The sequence below is a fragment of the Mycobacterium sp. URHB0044 genome, from assembly GCF_000620625.1.
Classification (GTDB): domain Bacteria; phylum Actinomycetota; class Actinomycetes; order Mycobacteriales; family Mycobacteriaceae; genus Mycobacterium.
On sequence record NZ_JIAW01000005.1, the window covers coordinates 86,672 to 103,462 of the forward strand.

The 16,791-nt window shown below is 67.2% G+C and carries 21 protein-coding genes; 12 read left to right on the top strand and 9 right to left on the bottom strand.

Translation table 11 applies throughout. The features are described 5' to 3' along the window. Nucleotides 1-18: 18 nt before the first annotated feature. The 3 genes from N536_RS0111985 to N536_RS0111995 form a co-directional block, all read right to left on the bottom strand. Nucleotides 19-1,377, bottom strand: a complete 1,359-nt coding sequence (locus N536_RS0111985) for an NAD(P)/FAD-dependent oxidoreductase (protein WP_029113819.1) — start codon at nt 1,375-1,377, stop codon at nt 19-21. A gap of 112 nt (nt 1,378-1,489) precedes the next feature. Continuing rightward, nucleotides 1,490-1,825 carry a cupin domain-containing protein gene (locus N536_RS0111990; protein WP_029113820.1) on the bottom strand — a complete coding sequence of 112 codons (336 nt, stop codon included), beginning with the start codon at nt 1,823-1,825 and terminating at the stop codon, nt 1,490-1,492. A gap of 79 nt (nt 1,826-1,904) precedes the next feature. Then, the gene (locus tag N536_RS0111995) at nt 1,905-2,762 is read right to left on the bottom strand and encodes a helix-turn-helix transcriptional regulator (RefSeq protein WP_369798419.1); all 858 of its coding nucleotides are present in this window, start codon (nt 2,760-2,762) and stop codon (nt 1,905-1,907) included. A gap of 78 nt (nt 2,763-2,840) precedes the next feature. Between N536_RS0111995 and N536_RS0112000 the strand changes: the two genes are divergently transcribed. The 3 genes from N536_RS0112000 (at nt 2,841) to N536_RS0112010 (ending at nt 5,277) form a co-directional block, all read left to right on the top strand. Further along, nucleotides 2,841-3,635, top strand: coding sequence for an SDR family NAD(P)-dependent oxidoreductase (locus N536_RS0112000; protein ID WP_029113822.1), 795 nt, complete (start codon nt 2,841-2,843; stop codon nt 3,633-3,635). A gap of 73 nt (nt 3,636-3,708) precedes the next feature. Next, entirely contained in the window at nt 3,709-4,455 is a 747-nt protein-coding gene (locus N536_RS0112005) for an SDR family oxidoreductase (protein WP_029113823.1), read from the top strand. Between the two features lie 69 nt (nt 4,456-4,524). Further along, entirely contained in the window at nt 4,525-5,277 is a 753-nt protein-coding gene (locus tag N536_RS0112010; RefSeq protein ID WP_029113824.1) for a S9 family peptidase, read from the top strand. Here N536_RS0112010 and N536_RS0112015 read toward each other — a convergent pair. After that, nucleotides 5,249-6,250 (bottom strand): helix-turn-helix domain-containing protein, encoded by a 1,002-nt coding sequence (locus tag N536_RS0112015; protein ID WP_029113825.1) that lies wholly within the window; start codon nt 6,248-6,250, stop codon nt 5,249-5,251. The two genes, N536_RS0112010 and N536_RS0112015, sit on opposite strands and share 29 nt — an antisense overlap. A gap of 218 nt (nt 6,251-6,468) precedes the next feature. Continuing rightward, nucleotides 6,469-6,981: a GNAT family N-acetyltransferase gene (locus N536_RS0112020; RefSeq protein WP_029113826.1), complete on the bottom strand. Its 513-nt coding sequence runs from the start codon at nt 6,979-6,981 to the stop codon at nt 6,469-6,471. A gap of 60 nt (nt 6,982-7,041) precedes the next feature. Between N536_RS0112020 and N536_RS0112025 the strand changes: the two genes are divergently transcribed. After that, a complete protein-coding gene (locus N536_RS0112025) occupies nt 7,042-7,620 on the top strand; it encodes a TetR/AcrR family transcriptional regulator (protein ID WP_029113827.1) in 579 nt (192 codons plus the stop codon). Between the two features lie 26 nt (nt 7,621-7,646). Here the strand turns inward: N536_RS0112025 and N536_RS38205 are convergent, their stop codons facing one another. After that, entirely contained in the window at nt 7,647-8,297 is a 651-nt protein-coding gene (locus tag N536_RS38205) for a bifunctional 2-polyprenyl-6-hydroxyphenol methylase/3-demethylubiquinol 3-O-methyltransferase UbiG (RefSeq protein WP_081809173.1), read from the bottom strand. Between the two features lie 161 nt (nt 8,298-8,458). Between N536_RS38205 and N536_RS0112035 the strand changes: the two genes are divergently transcribed. Both N536_RS0112035 and N536_RS0112040 read left to right on the top strand, forming a co-directional pair. Continuing rightward, nucleotides 8,459-9,799 carry an acyltransferase family protein gene (locus tag N536_RS0112035; RefSeq protein WP_051574441.1) on the top strand — a complete coding sequence of 447 codons (1,341 nt, stop codon included), beginning with the start codon at nt 8,459-8,461 and terminating at the stop codon, nt 9,797-9,799. A gap of 9 nt (nt 9,800-9,808) precedes the next feature. Further along, complete coding sequence (locus N536_RS0112040; RefSeq protein WP_029113829.1) at nt 9,809-10,465, top strand: maleylpyruvate isomerase N-terminal domain-containing protein; 657 nt, start codon at nt 9,809-9,811, stop codon at nt 10,463-10,465. 17 nt (nt 10,466-10,482) lie between these two features. Here N536_RS0112040 and N536_RS0112045 read toward each other — a convergent pair whose 3' ends face one another. Then, on the bottom strand, nt 10,483-11,274 hold the full coding sequence (locus N536_RS0112045) for an SDR family NAD(P)-dependent oxidoreductase (RefSeq protein WP_029113830.1): 792 nt from the start codon (nt 11,272-11,274) through the stop codon (nt 10,483-10,485). A 160-nt stretch (nt 11,275-11,434) separates the two neighbouring features. Between N536_RS0112045 and N536_RS0112050 the strand changes: the two genes are divergently transcribed. Next, a complete protein-coding gene (locus N536_RS0112050) occupies nt 11,435-12,445 on the top strand; it encodes a sigma-70 family RNA polymerase sigma factor (RefSeq protein ID WP_036436107.1) in 1,011 nt (336 codons plus the stop codon). A gap of 3 nt (nt 12,446-12,448) precedes the next feature. Here N536_RS0112050 and N536_RS0112055 read toward each other — a convergent pair whose 3' ends face one another. Both N536_RS0112055 and N536_RS0112060 read right to left on the bottom strand, forming a co-directional pair. Beyond that, entirely contained in the window at nt 12,449-12,886 is a 438-nt protein-coding gene (locus N536_RS0112055; RefSeq protein WP_029113832.1) for an SRPBCC domain-containing protein, read from the bottom strand. Further along, nucleotides 12,883-13,215, bottom strand: a complete 333-nt coding sequence (locus N536_RS0112060) for a helix-turn-helix transcriptional regulator (RefSeq protein ID WP_029113833.1) — start codon at nt 13,213-13,215, stop codon at nt 12,883-12,885. The genes N536_RS0112055 and N536_RS0112060 overlap by 4 nt, the downstream gene beginning before the upstream one ends. A gap of 134 nt (nt 13,216-13,349) precedes the next feature. Between N536_RS0112060 and N536_RS0112065 the strand changes: the two genes are divergently transcribed. The 5 genes from N536_RS0112065 to N536_RS0112085 all read left to right on the top strand — a co-directional run bounded on the left by N536_RS0112065 (nt 13,350) and on the right by N536_RS0112085 (nt 16,790). Continuing rightward, a complete protein-coding gene (locus N536_RS0112065) occupies nt 13,350-14,099 on the top strand; it encodes a DUF899 domain-containing protein (RefSeq protein ID WP_029113834.1) in 750 nt (249 codons plus the stop codon). After that, nucleotides 14,096-14,770 (top strand): maleylpyruvate isomerase N-terminal domain-containing protein, encoded by a 675-nt coding sequence (locus tag N536_RS0112070; protein WP_051574442.1) that lies wholly within the window; start codon nt 14,096-14,098, stop codon nt 14,768-14,770. Before N536_RS0112065 ends, N536_RS0112070 begins: the two co-directional genes overlap by 4 nt. Nucleotides 14,771-14,809: 39 nt before the next feature. Next, a complete protein-coding gene (locus N536_RS0112075; RefSeq protein ID WP_036436243.1) occupies nt 14,810-15,529 on the top strand; it encodes a DUF899 family protein in 720 nt (239 codons plus the stop codon). 61 nt (nt 15,530-15,590) lie between these two features. Next, nucleotides 15,591-16,307: a hypothetical protein gene (locus N536_RS0112080; protein WP_064751540.1), complete on the top strand. Its 717-nt coding sequence runs from the start codon at nt 15,591-15,593 to the stop codon at nt 16,305-16,307. Nucleotides 16,308-16,409: 102 nt separating this feature from the next. Then, nucleotides 16,410-16,790 carry a helix-turn-helix transcriptional regulator gene (locus N536_RS0112085; protein ID WP_155948577.1) on the top strand — a complete coding sequence of 127 codons (381 nt, stop codon included), beginning with the start codon at nt 16,410-16,412 and terminating at the stop codon, nt 16,788-16,790. The last annotated feature ends 1 nt before the right edge of the window (nt 16,791 follow it).

Consider the following 16,791-nt stretch of genomic DNA (forward strand, 5'->3'; position numbering starts at 1 on the left):
ATCGGCGGTGCGCCAAACTCATCGCGTTGCACTGGGTTGGTGATGCCGAATGTTGGCGAGCAGGATGCGCGGTAGCAGTGCGGGGTCGCGCAGCCGTGTGGGCGGGTCGAGCAGGTTGTTGACGCGGAAGAACCGCTCCGTGACGGCGATGTCGTTCGCGGCAGCCTTCAGCGCTGCGTTGGCGCTCCAATTGGCGAGGCGTCGGCGCAGGGGGTGCGCTCGCCGAGTGCTGGATGGATCGATCTCATTGGCTTGGTTCATGGCCCAGACGGGACCGATGTGTCCAGCCGCCGCCCTGAAGAACCGCTGCGCGAGGTCGGCGTCGCCGAGCCGCAGACAATCACGCAGCGCGACGGTTTGCAGGGCGGCCACCGTCATGCCCTGCCCGTAGAGCGGATTGAGGCTGCACAACGCATCGCCGATCACCAACAGGCCCGACGGAAAGCGTGGCATCCGGTCGTAGCGCCGCCACACGGCGGCGGTGTGACGGAAGATGGCGGTGTCGCCAATGGGGCGCGCCTCGTGGAGTGCGGCCACCGCCGTTGCGGGGAACATGCTCTCGGCCAGCGTGAGCATGTCGGCGAAGTCGGCTGGTGGATCACCGTGGCCGACCGATCGGCCGATCGCCAGCATCCAGGTGTCGTGCTCGTAGGCCAACAGCAGTCCCCGCGGCGTGCCAATGCCCTTGTCGACCATCAGGATCCGCTCGGCAATGCGCTCAATCGGGAGGCTCATCAGTTGACTCGAGTAGCCCCAGATGGCCGCCGTGTGCTTTTCCGGTGGTCGCTGATAGCCGAGGCCGTCGAGGAATGCCGTCGTGCGCGCCGCGCGGCCCGTGGCATCCACGACGAGGCCGGTATTCAACTCCATGACTGTTCCCGTGGCGCGGTCGACGATTCGCACGCCGGTGACCGCGTCGGCCACCGCCAGCGGTTCCACCACGTCGTGCCCGTCGATGATCGTCACGTTGTCGAGGGCAGCGACCCGGCGGCGAACGTGGAACTCCAGGAAGGGTCGACTTGCCAGGTAGAGCACCAGCGCCTCGGGGTCGGCGAGCGTCTCGGAACGGTTCAATTCATAGCGCCCGACGCGCGCATAGATCCGAGACAAGTCGTCGTCGTCGAGCACGACTGCACCGGCGGCGGCCAACTCGTCCAACAGTCCTGGGAAGAATTCGCCGAGCACCTGCGTGCCGCGACTGAGTAGGTGGTGCAGATGACGTCCCTGCGGGACTCCCCTGCGGTGGCTCGGGTGATCGGGCAGCGTGTCTCGCTCCACGACGGTGACGGACCCGTAGAACTCCGAGAGCACCCGCGCGGCCAACAACCCGGCGATCCCGGCACCGAGGACCACGACCTCCTGCTTCGACGTGCTCATCGCGCTCCCTTCCGTCGGTGCCGACGCCGCGTTGCGGCACCTGGGAGGGCCAACCGTACACAAAGATTAAGAAAAATAAGAGATACTTAAGGTAACACTAAGGATATCTGCGCTAGCCCGCCGGATAGAAGAGGAACAGCGTGCAGCCGGTGGTCGTCGCGGGCACGTGCCACGATCCGGCCGGAGCATGCAGGAACGTCCCGGCCGGATAGTCGCGTGCTCCGTCGTTGAACGTGCCGGCGACCACGTAGACCTCCTCGGGTCCGGGCTGGTGGACGTCGCGGCGCGGCCACGACGTGCCTGGGTCCATCTCCAGCACGTTCGCGTGTGCTCCGTCCGGTCCCTTCCACAGCGGGCGAAGGCGGATGCCGGCGAAGAGTTCGCGGACGGGTGCCTCATGTACGGATGCGGAGGTGTAGCCCTCTTGGGCAAGGATTTCGGGATGCATGTCTCCACGATGCCGCGCGTCTTCAGAACGGGACAGTGTCAACAATGACGTCGTGGGGCATTTTCCTGCCAAGCATGGTTCAGCCCGGGGCGTCCAATCGCTGCGTTCCCACGACCGACAGCAGGCGCAGCGCCTCGTCCGATGGTGAACCGGGATCCGCCGTGTAGATCACCATCCGCTGATCGCGGTCGGCGATGTCGAGTGTGTCGCAGTTGACCGTGACCGGGCCCACCATGGGATGTCGAAACGTCTTGCGCAGCATGGTTGGGGCAGCCACGTCGTGAGTCGCCCACAGCGCCTCGAATTCCGCACTGCCCGTTAAAAGTTCGGTGACGAGGTCGGCGATCTCGGGATCGTCCGGATAGCGGGCGGCGGTGGCCCGCAGTTTGTGGGCCGATACACGAGCGAACTCATCGACGTCCGACACCCCGTACAGCCGAACACCTTCGGGGTGCGGGCCGAGGAATGCCCTGCGGACGAGGTTGCGGTCCCGCCGTGCCAGCGCAGAGAAGTCCTCCATCAGCGCGAGTGCCAGGTCGTTCCATGCGATCACCTCCATACTCGCCGAGACGACGATGGCCGCCGCTTGCGGTAGGCGGTGCAACAGATCCAGAATGCTTTGTCGCACAACGCGTGATGGCCCAACCGCAGGAGGCGGGACGCCCGCGAGGTGGTGCAAGTGCATGCGCTCGACGTCGGACAGGCGCAGTGCGCGGGCGAGCCCCGCAAGCACCTCGAGCGACGGGTGCGGTGACCGGGCCTGTTCCAACCGCGTGTAGTACTCGGTCGAGATGAAGGCCAGGTGGGCAACCTCGTCGCGACGCAGTCCCGGCGTGCGGCGACGCCGGCCCGCCGGCAAGCCGACGTCCGACGGCGTGATTCGTTCGCGCCTGCTTCGTAGGAACGCGCCGAGTTCTTGCCGGTTCACACCCCCCATCCTGCCGCGGTGGGTGAACGGCATCCAGGTATCGCTGGTACCTGGATGGCTACTGCCTTCGGATCCACTGTCGAAGGCATGGAAACCACCAACGGTCACACTCAATCAACATCCCTCGGACTGCTGAGCGGCAAGGTCGCGTTCATCAGCGGCGCCGGCCGCGGCATCGGCGCCGCCGCGGCTCGACTGTTCGCCCGCGAGGGGGCGCAAGTGTTGCTCGCCTCACGCACCGAGGACGAACTCAAGGCGGTTGCGGAAGAGGTCCGCGCCGAGGGCGGCACCGCCGAGTACGTGCTGTGCGATCTCGCCGACGCCGACAGCGTGCGCACCGCAGTCGACCGCACCGTCGACGTCTACGGACGGCTCGACGTCGCCTTCAACAACGGCGCAACCCTCTCGCCGCCGGGACCGATGGACCAGATCTCCATCACGGACTTGGACGACATCTACGCGGTGAACCTCCGCGGCGTGTGGCTGGCGATGGTCTCCGAGGTCGCCGCCATCCGAGCCACGGCCGGCGAAGGCGCCATCGTCAACACCTCCAGCGTCGGCAGCCTGATGGCGAATCCGGAGCTGCCGGCCTACGGCGCGATGAAGACGGCGGTCAACAGTGTCACCGCATCGGCGGCCGTTACCTACGGACCGGAAGGCATCCGGGTCAATGCAATTGCGCCAGGCGTCACGCTCACCGAGATGATCCGCGAGTGGAACGCGGCGTCGCCCGGCATCATCGATCAACTCTCGGCGGAGAATCCGCTCCGGCGTGCCGCCGACCCCGCCGAGGTGGCCGAGGCCGCCGCCTGGCTACTGAGCGATCGATCGTCGTTCGTGAACGGCACGGTCCTGCGCGTCGACGGCGGAGCACGGGCCTGAGCGGGAGCCGTGACTCGATAGAATCTCGCCGACGACGGATCGCAGCGTCGACCGACACGAGAGGAGTCGCGGGATGCGGGTTGCGGTGGCGGGTGCGACGGGCAACATTGGCGCCCGGACGATCTCGGCTCTCGAGCGGGACGGGCACGACGTGGTGCGCATCAGCCGTTCGCTCGGTGTGGACCTCACGACGGGCGACGGCCTGGACGCGGCGCTCGAAGGCGTCGACTCGGTGGTGGATGCGATCAGCGCGCCGCCGGTCAGTCGCGACGAGACGCTCGCGTACTTCGGCACCACGACACGCAACCTTCTCGCCGCCGAGCAGCGCGCGGGCGTGCGTCATCACGTGCTGCTGTCGATCGTCGGGATCCACGGCATCGAGGGCAATCCGCACTACGCGGGCAAGCGTGAGCAGGAGCGCCTGATCTCCGAGGGCACCGTGCCCTGGACGGTCGTGCCGGCCACCCAGTTCCACGACTTTGCGGCAATGGTGGCCAGCTGGACCGAGGAGAACGGCGTCGCCACCATCGCCCCGCTGCTCGTGCAGCCGATCGCGCCGGACGACATCGCCGATGTCCTGGCCGAGGTGGCCACCGGGGAGCCGCAGGGCCGCTACGTCGACGTCGCCGGTCCGGAGACCCAAGATCTCGTCGACATGGCCCGCCGCACCCACGAGGTGCGCGGCCAACGGATCAAGCTCGTCCCGACGTGGTCGGGCATCTTCGGCGAGTCGATGGCCGGCAGTGTCTTGCTCCCGGGTGACAACGCCCGCATCGCCCCGACCACGTTCGACGACTGGCTCGCGGGCGGCGCCAAATAGCGCCGTCGCGGTTGGCGTCGCCGCGGGTTGTCGGCTCGTCGCGTGGGCAAGGGTGACAGGATGACGCGCGTGGCCGAGCGCGTTCGTTTTCCCAGTAGTACCGGACCCATCCTGGCTGGGCTCATCGACCTGCCCGAGGGCGAGCTGCGCGGGTGGGGTGTCTTTGCGCACGGCTTCACGCTCGGCAAGGACTCGCCGGCAGCCAGCCGCATCTGCAAGCAACTCGCCAGCGAGGGCATCGGCATGCTGCGCTTCGACAACCTCGGCCTCGGCGATTCCGAGGGTGACTGGGGCGACGGATCGTTCTCGCACAAGGTCGCCGACACCGTTCGCGCGGTGGAGTTCATGGCCGGATCGGGCCGCGAGGTACGGCTGCTCGTTGGGCATTCGTTCGGCGGTGCCGCCGTCATCGCCGCCGCCCACGAGTGTCCGGCGGTGGCCGCGGTGGCCAGCATCGGGGCGCCGTTTCAGCCTGCCCACGTCGAACACAACTATGACGCCTTGTGCTCGCGGATCGAGGCCGACGGCGAGGCGCCGTTCCTCATCGGCGGCAAGGCCCTCACGCTCAAGCGACACTTCATCGAAGACGTCCGGGCCGCTGATCTGCGTGAGCGAATCCGCACTCTCCGTCGGGCCCTGCTCGTCATGCACTCACCCACCGACAACACCGTCGGCATTGCGAATGCCAGCGAAATCTTCAGGGCTGCACGGCATCCGCGCAGCTTCGTCTCGCTGGAGGGTGCCGATCACCTCCTCACCGGGAAGAATCAGGCGGCACGGGCAAGCCGGATCATCAGCGCGTGGGCCGATCCCTACCTGTGACTCGATCACCATCGCTGGTGAAGCAGGCGCGGTAGTCGCTGGGCGTGGTCCGCAGTTGCCGGACGAAGTGATGCCGGTAGGTCACCGCGGACTCGAAGCCGACCCGCGTGGCGATCTGCTCGATCGACAGTGACGACGATTCCAACAGGGCCAGGCTGGCCTGGATCCGCTGTTCGATCAGCCACTTGATCGGCGTCGTTCCGGTCGCCTTCGCGAACTGACGCAAGTAACTGCGCCGGGACGAGCCGGATTGGGTCGCCAACTCGTCCAAGGTGATTGGCCGGTCGAGATGGGCCAGCGCCCACGCCATTCCGGCCGCGATTCGTCCGTCGGTCGTCGGCTCGGGAACCGGAGTCTCGATGTACTGGGCCTGTCCCCCGGCTCGGTGCGGCGAGATGACCAAACGCCTGGCCACGTCGTTGGCGACTCGGACGCCATGATCGAATCGGACGATGTGCAAGCAGAGGTCCAGCCCCGCAGCACATCCCGCGCTGGTGAGCACGCTGCCTCCGTCGACGTAGAGCGGCGCTGGATCGACATCGATTTCGGGGTAGCGCTGTGAAAGCAGGTCCACGTAGATCCAGTGAGTCGTAGCCTGCCGGCCGTCGAGCACTCCTGCGGCGGCCAGTGCGAAGGCGCCAGAGCAGATCGACACCAGCCGCGCCTTTCGGTCGTGCGCCGTTCTGATCGCGTCGATGAGGTCCTGCGACACCGGTGCCGTCACGTCGCGAACGCTCGGAATGATCACGGTGTCGGCGGCGGCCAAGTCCGCCAAGCCGTAGGGCGTACGCACCGTGGCTCCACCCAGCATTCGCACCTCGGATGTCTCCGCACACAGCTTGACCGCGTACCACGGTCGGGAGATACCTGCCGAGAACATGTCCGAGAGCTCGGTGATCCCGAATATCTCTGCCGCCAAACCAGACTCGAATCCCGACATCCCGTCGTAGGCCAGGATCGCCACCGAATGCATGTCACTATCTTAGCGAACAGCGGCACCAGGGCCACTGTTGATCGCGCGGCGCGCGGGTCAGCATTGAAAGATGTTGTACAGAAGGTCATCTCCTTGGAAACGTCTTCGCCACCACCCCCTGGTTCGGCTTCTTTCCGCCTTCGCCGCCGGCCTCCACGCGGGCAACGGACTGGCGCACGGCGTCCGCGCGCCACGCAACTCCATCGCCAGGGCGCCCATCACCGCCGGATATCGAGCGTCCAGTTCTGCCCGACGAGATCGTGGCCGAAGCTGTGGTGGCGCTCCTCGTCGGTCAGGGTGAATCCGAACGACTCGTAGATCCTGCGTGCCGAGGCAAGCACGTCGTTGGTCCACAGGGTGACCCGCTGGTAGCCGGCGGCCCGGGCGAAGTCGAGACACGTCTCGACGAGTCTGGTGCCCACCCCGAGGCCGCGACCTGCGGGCGTGACCAGCAGGATGCGTAGCTTCGCCTCGCCGGGTCGGTCCCCCGCAACGCAGAGGATGCATCCGACGCGTTCACCGTCCACTTCGGCGACCCAGGCCCGCTCGTACGTCGGATCATGCCCGGTTGCGTAGTCGGCGACGATCTTGGCGACCAGCGCTTCGAAGTCGCGGTCCCAGCCGAACTGTTCGGCGTACACCTCGCCGTGGGCCTTCACGATCCAACCGAGATCACCGGGGTGATCGGCGTGACGGATGACGGCGCGGCGCCGGTCGTCGAGAACGGACATCGTTGCCCCCTGTGCCGTGAACACTGAAACAGTCGTTTCAGTGACTGCTAGGCTAACGCCGTGCAGGCAGCATCGACAACCCCCTCGGCGCGGAAACTCGAACTGTTGGAAGCCGCCTACCGATACGTGCTCGAACATGGCATGGCGGACATGTCTCTGCGGCCATTGGCGACGGCCATCGGGTCCAGCCCCCGCGTGCTGATATTCCTCTTCGGCAGCAAGGAAGGCCTCCAACGCGCCCTGCTGGCCCGAGCCCGCGTCGACGAACTGGCCATCTTGGAGCACCTCGGCCACGACGGTGACCCCATCGGCCTGGTGCCCGCGGTCGAAGGAGTGTGGACCTGGCTGGCCGCCGGAGAACACGGTCCGCTGCTGCGGCTGTGGGTAGAGGCCTACGCCCGCAGCCTGATTGAACCCGAAGGTGCCTGGGCCGGTTTCGCTGCCGCGACGGTCGGAGATTGGCTCGAGGTCCTGGCCAGTTGTCAACCAGCGCCCGAAAGGGACGGCGAGCACGGCGCCGCGCGGCGCAGTCTAGCGCTGGCCGTGCTGCGAGGCGCGCTGCTCGACCTTCTCGCAACGGGCGACGAACAGCGGGTCACCGCAGCCATGCGATTGCAGCTGGAATTGTTGCGCTCTTGACGTAATCGATTGCAGTGCAAAGGAATCTAACGCAAGCGGTGCGCGCGCAGTACGACGTCATGCGTGTGTTGCGCACCGGCGCCGGCTGGCACGTCGCGCGGGCGACGCTCGTGGACGGTGACCTCCCAATCGTCGCCGAGCAGCGCGGCTACGTTGGGAGGCAGCACGTAGTCGTTCGGGTCGAACCCGCGGGCCTTGGCCTCTTCCACGTCGATGTCGGCATGGTGCACGAACAGGAGAATTCCTCCCGGTGCGACAGCCTCGAGAAGCGCGCGTTCGGCATCCTTGCCCGGCGTACGCAGCAGAGCGGGGTACTGCGCGGATACGAGGTCGAACGCGCCAGGTGCGAGCGGCGCGTCCTCGATGCCCGACTGCAGCCACTCCACGTGCACTCCCGCGTCCTGGGCGCGCAGCGCCGCGCGGTCGAGTGCCACGCGCGAGACGTCCAGCGCCGTTACCTGCCAACCCCGACCGGCGAGCCAGACCGCGTCGCCACCCTCCCCGCAGCCGACGTCGAGCGCTCGGCCCGGTTGCAGCCCACTGACCTCGGTCACGAGCGCTCCATTGGGGCGACCGCTGAACATCTGCGCCGTGCTGGAGTACCGCTCGTCCCACTCGGCGGGGCTGTTGGTCATTGCGTCGCGGGCCGCGTGCCGCTCTGAAGGTGAACTCGTCATCGTCACAGCCTGTCTCAACCTGCTGCGGCTGCGCCAATGGATTTGCCGATCTGGCAACAATCGCAAAACCGTTGTGCCGGAGGCACCGCCGGGGACCTCGACGGGGCGGACGGATAGTCTCGAATCCAGGACGCAACCTGCATTCGTGAAGGGGCCGCTACATGGTGGGCGATCACACTCCTTCCTCGGCGTCGCCCGCTGCCCGTGACTCCACCACGCCGTCTCGCGAGTTGTCCGTCGACTTCTACCGGGTGCTTGCCATGGTGTTCGTCGTGAGCGGCCACTGGCTGGTCTCTGCCGTGACCTTCCGCGACGGTCGGTTCGGCAATGACTATCCCCTCGTCGTGCTGCCCTGGACGCAGTGGTTGACGTTGCTCTTCCAAGTCGTGCCGGTGTTCTTCTTGGTGGGCGGTTACGCCAGCGCCGCGTCGTGGATGCATCAGCGCGAGGCCGGGTTTCAGCATGGGCAGGGTTGGGTGCGGAGCCGGCTGGGCGTGATCCTCGGACCGACCACCGCATACGTCCTGCTGGTGCTCGCCACCGTGGCGGTGCTGGGCTGGATCGGCGCCCCGGGCTCACGGCTGTCGTTCGGCGGATGGGCGGTCGCCATGCATCTGTGGTTCGTGCCGGTCTACCTCCTCGTCGTGCTGCTGACGCCGGTGGCCATGGCTGCACATCGACGATGGGGGTTGGCCGTGCCCGCCGTTCTGGCGCTTGCCGTGGCAGGCGTCGACGGCGCCGCACGACTGGTCCCGGAAGTCGGGTTGGCCAACTACCTGCTGTGCTGGGCTGCGGTCTATCAGATCGGCATCTGTTGGCGCAGCGGCGCATTCGGCGGCCGACGGCCGATGGTGCTCGCCGCTTCGGCCGCCATCGTGGTTGCGGTCCTTCTGGCCACGGGCACCTACCCGATCGCGATGGTCGGGGCGCCGGGCGCGACCGCGCAGAACAACTTTCCGCCGACCGTGGCATTGCTCGCCTTCGCCGTGGCACAGTCCGGGCTGCTGATCGCCGTGGCGCCCGCGGTGACACGCTGGTTGCGACGGTCGCGGTTGCGGCGGTTTCTCGCGGCGGCGAACCGAAACGTGATGGCGGTCTACCTGTGGCAGATGGTTCCCGTGGTCGTGGTCGCACTCGTCGGCTATCCGACGGGCCTGCTTCCCCAGCCGGAACCCGGAACCGGGGCCTGGTGGCTATTCCGGCTGGCGTGGCTGGTGATCCTCGTGGCGGTCACCGCAGTCGAACTGACACTGCTGTGGTTGGCACGGGCGGTGTTCAATCGGGCACTTCCCGCAGTCACCATTCCGTTGCCCGCGTGGACATCGGCACCGTTGCTCGTCGTCGGCACCGCGGTCGCTGCGCTGTCCCTGGCGTACTTCGCCGTCGAGGGTTTCGCGCCGTCCGGTCACTTTCCGACGACGCCCGCGTGGCTCTACGTTCTGGCGGTCGGTCTGGTCTGCGTGCGGGCGAAATCGGCCGCAGCCGAGCCCCAACGCTGCTAGCTTGCCGCCGTGGAACTGTTCTCACGTTGTTGGGCGGCGTTGCGCACTGCGGTCGCCGAACTCCCCGACGACGACTTCGCGCGGCCGTCCGGTTGTAGCGGCTGGCTCGTGCGGGACCTGGTGTGCCACCTGATCATCGACGCCCAGGACGTCCTCATCACCCTCGTCACACCCGCCGAGGCCGAACCGACCCGCGACGCGGCGACCTACTGGGTGGTCTCCGATGCCCCGCCGACTGGCGACGATCCGCTCGACGCGCTGATCGTCCGACTGGCCGCCGCATACGAAGAGCCGCGGCTGCTGAAGTTTCACTTCGACGACGTCGGATCTGCGGCCGGACGCGCCGCCGAACTCGCGGATCCGACGCTGCGCGTACGCACCCGCGGCGAGGTGCTGACCGCAGCCGACTACCTCACCGCCTACGTCCTGGAATGGACACTGCATCACCTCGACCTGACAGCGCATCTTCCCGCGATAGCGGGTCCGCCCGCGGAGGGACTGGCCCGCTCGCGCGAGCTGTTGGAGACGATCGCCGGCGCGGCGTTCCCCGCGTCGTTGTCGGACGCGGATGCCCTGCTGATCGGTACCGGACGGCGCGCTCCGACCGATGCGGAGAAGGGCGCCCTGGGTGAGCTGACCGCGAAAGTTCCACTCGTCCTTGGCTAATGGTGGTAGCACGGTGCCTAGTCGTCGAGGCTGCCCATGGTCATGTTGACGGTCGTCCCGGTCAGCCCGCTGGCCCGGTCGGAGGCCACGAATGCCGCCATGTTCGCCACCTCGTCGACCGTCATCAGCCGTCGAGCGTGGGTCTTGCTCGCGAGGAACTCTTGCCACTGGTCCCAGGTCATTCCCGATGCCTTGGCGCGTGGCTCGAAGGCATCCTTGATCGTGGGCGTTTCCGGCATGGCCTGTGGCCGCAGTCCCACTACGCGAATGCCACGGGGCGCGAGTTCGGCCGACAGGTCTCGCGTGAGCGCCTCCTTGGCGGCCATCGCGGGGCCGTAACCGCCTACCAAGGGGATGCCCGTCCGCGAGTGCAGCGCGGTAACGGTCATGATCACCCCCGACCCGTTGGCGACCATGTGGCGCGCCGCCGCACGCGCGGTCAAGAAGTACGACGTCGTGTACGTCGCGACCGGCAGGGCGAACTGCTCGACGTCCAGATCGCTCAGCGGGATGCCCAGAATCCCGGCGTTGGGGATGCCGATCGCGTTGAGCGAGATGTCGACGCGACCAACCGCGTCGATCACGGACCGCAGATGCGCGTCGATGGCGTGTTCGTCGAGCGCGTCCACCGCCGCGGCTGCGGCCGAGCCGCCGGCCGAGGCGATGTCCTTGGCGACGACTTCGACGGGTCCGAGGTGACGTCCGGTGAGGAAGACGCGGGCCCCCTCGGTCGCGAAGGCCCGCGCGACGGCACCGCCGATCGCGCCGCCTGCTCCGTAGATCACGGCGACCTTGTCCTCCAGCAACATTCGCCTGCTCCCTTCTGCACGCTGGGTGATCCCCACGCGGTTGATGATGTAGGCACCGGGTCGTCGGAAAATTGGGCGCTGAAGAACCGCCCAGTTCGCTCCGAGGGCGGTGTCTGTACCTGAAGAGTGAGACACGGGGCCGGAAGGGAGGTGACGCGCGGTGGAACTCGCGACTGCGGAGTTGATCACGAGGGCCAGGGCGGGCGACGGCGCCGCATTCCGCGAGCTGACAGTGCCTCATCAGCGGGAGCTGCAGGTGCACTGCTACCGAATGCTCGGCTCGTTGCAAGACGCCGAGGAAGCCCTTCAGGACACCCTGCTCGCCGCGTGGCAGGGCCTCGACGGATTCGAGGGACGGGCTTCGCTGCGCACCTGGCTCTACCGGATCGCCACCAACCGGTGCCTCAACGCGCGTCGAGCGTCGAGTCGACGTCCTGCCCAGGAGTGGAACGTGCCCAAGGTGGAACCGCCCGAACCGACCCGGCTCGGCGAAGTGGTCTGGCTGGAGCCGTATCCAGACGACCTGCTCGAAGGGGTGATCGACAGGCCACTCGGGCCGGCGGCCCGATACGAGCAAGTCGAGGCCATCTCCCTGGCGTTCGTGACCGCTCTGCAGGTCCTGCCGCCCCGCCAAGTCGCCGTTCTGGTCCTGCGCGACGTCCTCGGATTCCACGCTCTGGAGGTCGCCGACATCCTGGACTCGAGCGTCGATTCGGTCAACAGTGCCCTCAAACGGGCCCGCGCCGGCCTACGCAAACTCCCGTCCGACGACGGCGCACCGCCGCCCATCCCCCACTCGCCTGCCGAGGATCGGCTCGTCGCCAAGTTCGTCCGGGCCTGGGAGGCGGCAGATCTCGACGCACTCGTCGCGCTGCTGTCCGACGACGTCTTCATCTCGATGCCGCCGATCCCCTTCGAATACGAAGGGCGAGACGTTGCTGCCCGCTTCTGCGCCAGCATCTTCCGCGCGGGCCGAAGGTTCGACCTGGTGCCGACGCGGGCCAACGGGCAACCGGCGTTCGGGGCGTACGTGCAGTCCCCCAACGGCATCAGCCACGGCACCGGCCTCTACGTCCTCGCTCTCGCCGGTGACCGAATCAGCGCCATGACCCGATTCGACAACGGCGTGCTCCCATCGTTCGGGTTGCCGCGCTCGATCCCGAGCCGGTAGCGGTCACCCGCTGCGCAGGAAGGTTGCGAGTTGCTCGAAGGTGAGCGTCCATCCGTTGTGGAAATTGTCGAATTCCTCTGGGGGAAGGAGGGAATGCTCGATGGACATCAGTGTCTCGTCGTCGCCGAACGGTTCGAAGGCCACGTTTACGACACTGGCCGCCGTCGGGTCCTGCCAGTCCGAGTTGCTCCACGTGAAGCGCAGCAGCTTCGGACGGTCGATGGTCAGGAAGCGTCCGACGATCAGAACGCGAGTGCCGGAATTGTCGACGTCGAAGCGGACGCTCCCACCGACGCGGGGCTCCACCTCGACGGCAAGCACCTCGACGGGCCGTGGACACATCCAGTCCGCCAACGCTTCCGGATCGAGCCATTGCTCGAACACCACGTCGGGCGCCGCGGGCATGACGCGTTGCAGCCGGACCGTCGCCGCATCGTTCATGGTGCCCGCCGCTTGCGGCGCAGTCGCGCGGACAACGCGTCGGCACGGGTCGACCAGAAGTCCGTCTGTTCGTTGATCCACTGCTCGGCCATCGTCAATCCGCCCGGCTGCAGGGAAAGCCAGTGCTCGCGGCCGCGCACCTCGCGTCGAACCAGTCCCGCCGATTCCAGCACGCCGACGTGGCGTGACACGCCGGCGAACGTCATCGGTAGCGGAGCGGCCAGGTCGGTGATGCGGGCGTCACCCTGGCGCAGCGTCTCCAATAGTCGGCGGCGGGTCGGATCGGCGAGCGCCGCGTACGCCCGATCCAACACCTGATCTTCAACCATTCTGTTGACTATAGCCGGTCGCCCATGATGTGCTGAACCTAGGAACGTTCAACTGCAATGTTGAATACCGCCGAGGAAGGCTGAAACTGCCTGCCGTGGCAATCCCGTTGCAGCAGAAGGGAAGGATAAAACGCATGACGACACCCTCGATCGTGTCGGCGCAGGACTGGGAGGCCGCGCGTCAGGATCTGCTGGTCAAGGAGAAGGAGTTGACCCACGCGCGCGACGCGCTGGCCGCGATGCGGCGGCGGATGCCATGGACGCCGGTCGAGAAGCGGTATGAGTTCGAGGGAGCCGAAGGCAAGATGAGCCTGCTCGACCTCTTCGCGGGCCGTCGTCAGCTGATCGTCTACCGCGCGTTCTTCCAGCCCGACGTTCACGGCTGGCCCGAACATGCCTGTGTGGGCTGTTCTCTGATGGCTGACCACGTCGGAAACCTTGCGCACCTCAACGCCCGCGACACCACGTTCGTCTACGCCTCCCCCGCACCCCAAGCCGACATCGAACGGGTGAAGGCGCGGATGGGCTGGGAACACATCCCGTGGTTCACCATCACAGACGACTTCGACAAGGACTTCGACTGCGACGAGTGGCACGGCACCAACGCGTTCATCCGGGATGACGACGGCAACGTGTTCCGCACCTACTTCATCAACAACCGTGGCGACGAGGTGTTCGTCAACACCTGGAGCCTCCTCGACATGACGGCCCTAGGACGTCAAGAGGCCTGGGAGGACTCGCCGCAGGGGTACCCGCAGACCCCGCCGTACGAATGGTGGTGCTGGCACGACGAATACGGCCAGCACGCGCCGTCGCGGTGGTTCGGCGACCCCGACCCCAACGACCCCAATGATCAACGTCCACCGCGTCGGGTCGACGCATGACCGACATGGCGGTCGCCGACCCCGTTCGGATCGCGCGGCTCTATCAGGAGACGCGTGAACGCGTCGTCGCGTTGATCACCGGACCCAGCGCGGTGTGGAGCACGCCCGTTGGAGCCTGTCCCGGCTGGTCGGTGCGCGACGTGGTGGCGCATCTGACGGGAGTCGCCGAGGATTCCGTGAATGGACGTCTGAACGGACCGCCCACCGACGAGGAGACCGCAGCCCAGGTCGCCCGGTTCGGCGACCGAGACGTCAGCGAGATCCTGGCGGTGTGGACCGACGCCGCCGCTCGGATGGACCGCATGGCGGAGACCACGGGGCTGCGACCGCCACTGGGTGACATCACGAGTCACGAGCACGACATCCGCGAAGCCCTCGGCCGGCCCGGGGCCCGGGACTCGGAGGCGGTCTGGCATTCCTCGGACCAGTTACTCGCCAACCTTCGGACGCCGGTGGCGCTGCGCGTGACGGTGGAAGACGGGACATATCGCAGTGGACCAGACGATGGCGTCGAGATAGGGCTGCGCACAACCCGATTCGAAGCCCTCCGCTGGCGAACGGGGCGCCGCAGCCCCGCCCAACTCGCCGCCATGGACTGGTCGGGCGACCCCACGCCGGTACTCGCCCACCTCTGCCTGTTCGGTCCTGCCGGCGCCGACTTCGTCGACTGAGAGGAGCACACCGTGCCGCACGAGTCCAACGCACCGAGCATGCCCGCGGCCGTCGACCGAGCCACCTTCCAGGCCGAACTGGATCGGCTGCGGGTTCGGGAGAAGGCGCACACCCGCGAAGGCGACGCCATCGCTGCGGCGCGACGTCGCCTGCCCATGGTCGAGGTGGACGCCAACCTGGAGCTCGTCGGGCCTCGCGGCCCGCTCACCCTGCTCGATGCGTTCGAGGGGCGCCGACAACTCATTGCGTACTACTTCATGTGGCACCGCGGCCATCCCGCCGCCGAGCAGTGCGAAGGCTGCACCTGGTGCACGACTCACGTCGCGGAACTGTCGTACCTGCATTCGCGTGACATCACGTATGCCGTCTTGTGCCAGGGCCCGTACGACGAAAGCCGCCGCTACCGCGACTTCATGGGCTGGGACGTGCCGTGGTACTCGGCGCAACCTTCCCTGGCCGCGCTACTCGTCGGCCGCCAAATCGGACTGATGCACCTGGTGTGCTATCTGCGCGTCGGCGACCGCGTCTTCCAGACTTACTGGACGAACTACCGGGGCGTCGAGGCGATGGACTACAGCTTCGCGCTGATGGACCTCACCGTGTACGGACGCCAAGAGATGTGGGAGGACTCGCCGCCCGGCTGGCCGATCCGCCCCGTCGCCAACAACGCCGAACGCGTCCGCACGAACGGGCGCCCGATCGCCCAGTGGTCACGGCTGGAAGCCGGGCGCTCCGACGACCTCACCGGCAGGCTCTGAACGCCAGCCTTGCCGCCGGTTTTCGCGGTGCAGACACGCCGACCGCCATACAGTTCGTGACGTGGCGAAGGCGAGCCCGTCCGGCGACGTGATCCAGCTTTCCGCTGATCACGTCGGGGACACGGTTGCCCAGCTCGAACGCCGCATCGACGCACGGTTCGGCGAACGGGGGCTGACGAAGGCGGCACGTGACCTCGGTGACCTGGTGGCGTTGGCGCGCAGCGAGGCCGGCGAGTCCCGCGACCGCCTACGCCGCACCACGTTGACTGCGCGCACGATCAGCATCGCGATCATTGCGGCGACGCTGTTTCTGCTGGCCCTCAGCCTGCGGCCGGCGGTCACCGATGGGCTGGCCGAGCCGACGGGGTGGGTGCCGCTGGCCGAGAGCGTCGTCAACGACGTCGTCTTCGTCGTGATCGCGGTGTTGTTCCTGTGGGCATTTCCCGAGCGGTTGGAACGGCGCTCCCTGCTGCGGCTGCTGCACCGGCTGCGCTCGTTGGCCCACGTCATCGACATGCATCAGCTCTCCAAGGACCCAGAGCAAGTCAGCCCGGGCTACACGCCGACCGCGCAAAGCGTGCGGCACGGCCTCGACGCCGACCAGATGCGCTACTACCTCGGCTACTGCTCGGAGATGCTCAGTCTCACCGCCAAGACCGCGGCGCTGTGTGCCGAGCACAGCACCGACGGCGTCGTATTGGAGACCATCTCCACCATCGAGACCCTGACCACCGAGCTGTCGAACAAGATTTGGCAGAAGATCTCGCTGCTCCCCTGATGGCGTCGCACGCGGCATGGCACGATTTCGCACGTGACGAGCACACCCGATGAGGCGCAGAAGCTGCGCGACCTCAAGCTGCTGCGCCGCGTCCGCGACCGGATGGACCGGGAGTACGCGCAACCGCTGGACGTCGAGGCGCTCGCCCGCGGCGTGAACATGTCGGCCGGGCACCTGTCGCGCCAGTTCAAGATTGCCTACGGCGAATCGCCGTACTCGTATCTGATGACGCGGCGCATCGAGCGCGCGATGGCGCTGCTGCGTCGTGGCGATCTGTCGGTGACCGAGGTCTGCTTCGCGGTGGGCTGTTCGTCGCTGGGCACCTTCAGCACGCGCTTCACCGAGTTGGTCGGCATGCCTCCCAGCGTGTATCGGGAACGGACGGCGCACGTGTTGGAGGGGATGCCGTCGTGCGTCGAGAAACAGATCACCAGACCGATCAGGAATCGAGAAGCGCCGGCCGTCGAGCTACACCTAGCGTGAA

Coding starts and splice junctions, on each gene's coding strand:
- N536_RS0111985 (WP_029113819.1), bottom strand. CDS start 1,377: ATGAGCACGTCGAAGCAGGAGGTCGTGGTCCTCGGTGCCGGGATCGCC.
- N536_RS0111990 (WP_029113820.1), bottom strand. CDS start 1,825: ATGCATCCCGAAATCCTTGCCCAAGAGGGCTACACCTCCGCATCCGTA.
- N536_RS0111995 (WP_369798419.1), bottom strand. CDS start 2,762: ATGGGGGGTGTGAACCGGCAAGAACTCGGCGCGTTCCTACGAAGCAGG.
- N536_RS0112000 (WP_029113822.1), top strand. CDS start 2,841: ATGGAAACCACCAACGGTCACACTCAATCAACATCCCTCGGACTGCTG.
- N536_RS0112005 (WP_029113823.1), top strand. CDS start 3,709: ATGCGGGTTGCGGTGGCGGGTGCGACGGGCAACATTGGCGCCCGGACG.
- N536_RS0112015 (WP_029113825.1), bottom strand. CDS start 6,250: ATGCATTCGGTGGCGATCCTGGCCTACGACGGGATGTCGGGATTCGAG.
- N536_RS0112020 (WP_029113826.1), bottom strand. CDS start 6,981: ATGTCCGTTCTCGACGACCGGCGCCGCGCCGTCATCCGTCACGCCGAT.
- N536_RS38205 (WP_081809173.1), bottom strand. CDS start 8,297: ATGACGAGTTCACCTTCAGAGCGGCACGCGGCCCGCGACGCAATGACC.
- N536_RS0112035 (WP_051574441.1), top strand. CDS start 8,459: ATGGTGGGCGATCACACTCCTTCCTCGGCGTCGCCCGCTGCCCGTGAC.
- N536_RS0112045 (WP_029113830.1), bottom strand. CDS start 11,274: ATGTTGCTGGAGGACAAGGTCGCCGTGATCTACGGAGCAGGCGGCGCG.
- N536_RS0112055 (WP_029113832.1), bottom strand. CDS start 12,886: ATGAACGATGCGGCGACGGTCCGGCTGCAACGCGTCATGCCCGCGGCG.
- N536_RS0112060 (WP_029113833.1), bottom strand. CDS start 13,215: ATGGTTGAAGATCAGGTGTTGGATCGGGCGTACGCGGCGCTCGCCGAT.
- N536_RS0112065 (WP_029113834.1), top strand. CDS start 13,350: ATGACGACACCCTCGATCGTGTCGGCGCAGGACTGGGAGGCCGCGCGT.
- N536_RS0112070 (WP_051574442.1), top strand. CDS start 14,096: ATGACCGACATGGCGGTCGCCGACCCCGTTCGGATCGCGCGGCTCTAT.
- N536_RS0112075 (WP_036436243.1), top strand. CDS start 14,810: ATGCCCGCGGCCGTCGACCGAGCCACCTTCCAGGCCGAACTGGATCGG.
- N536_RS0112085 (WP_155948577.1), top strand. CDS start 16,410: ATGGACCGGGAGTACGCGCAACCGCTGGACGTCGAGGCGCTCGCCCGC.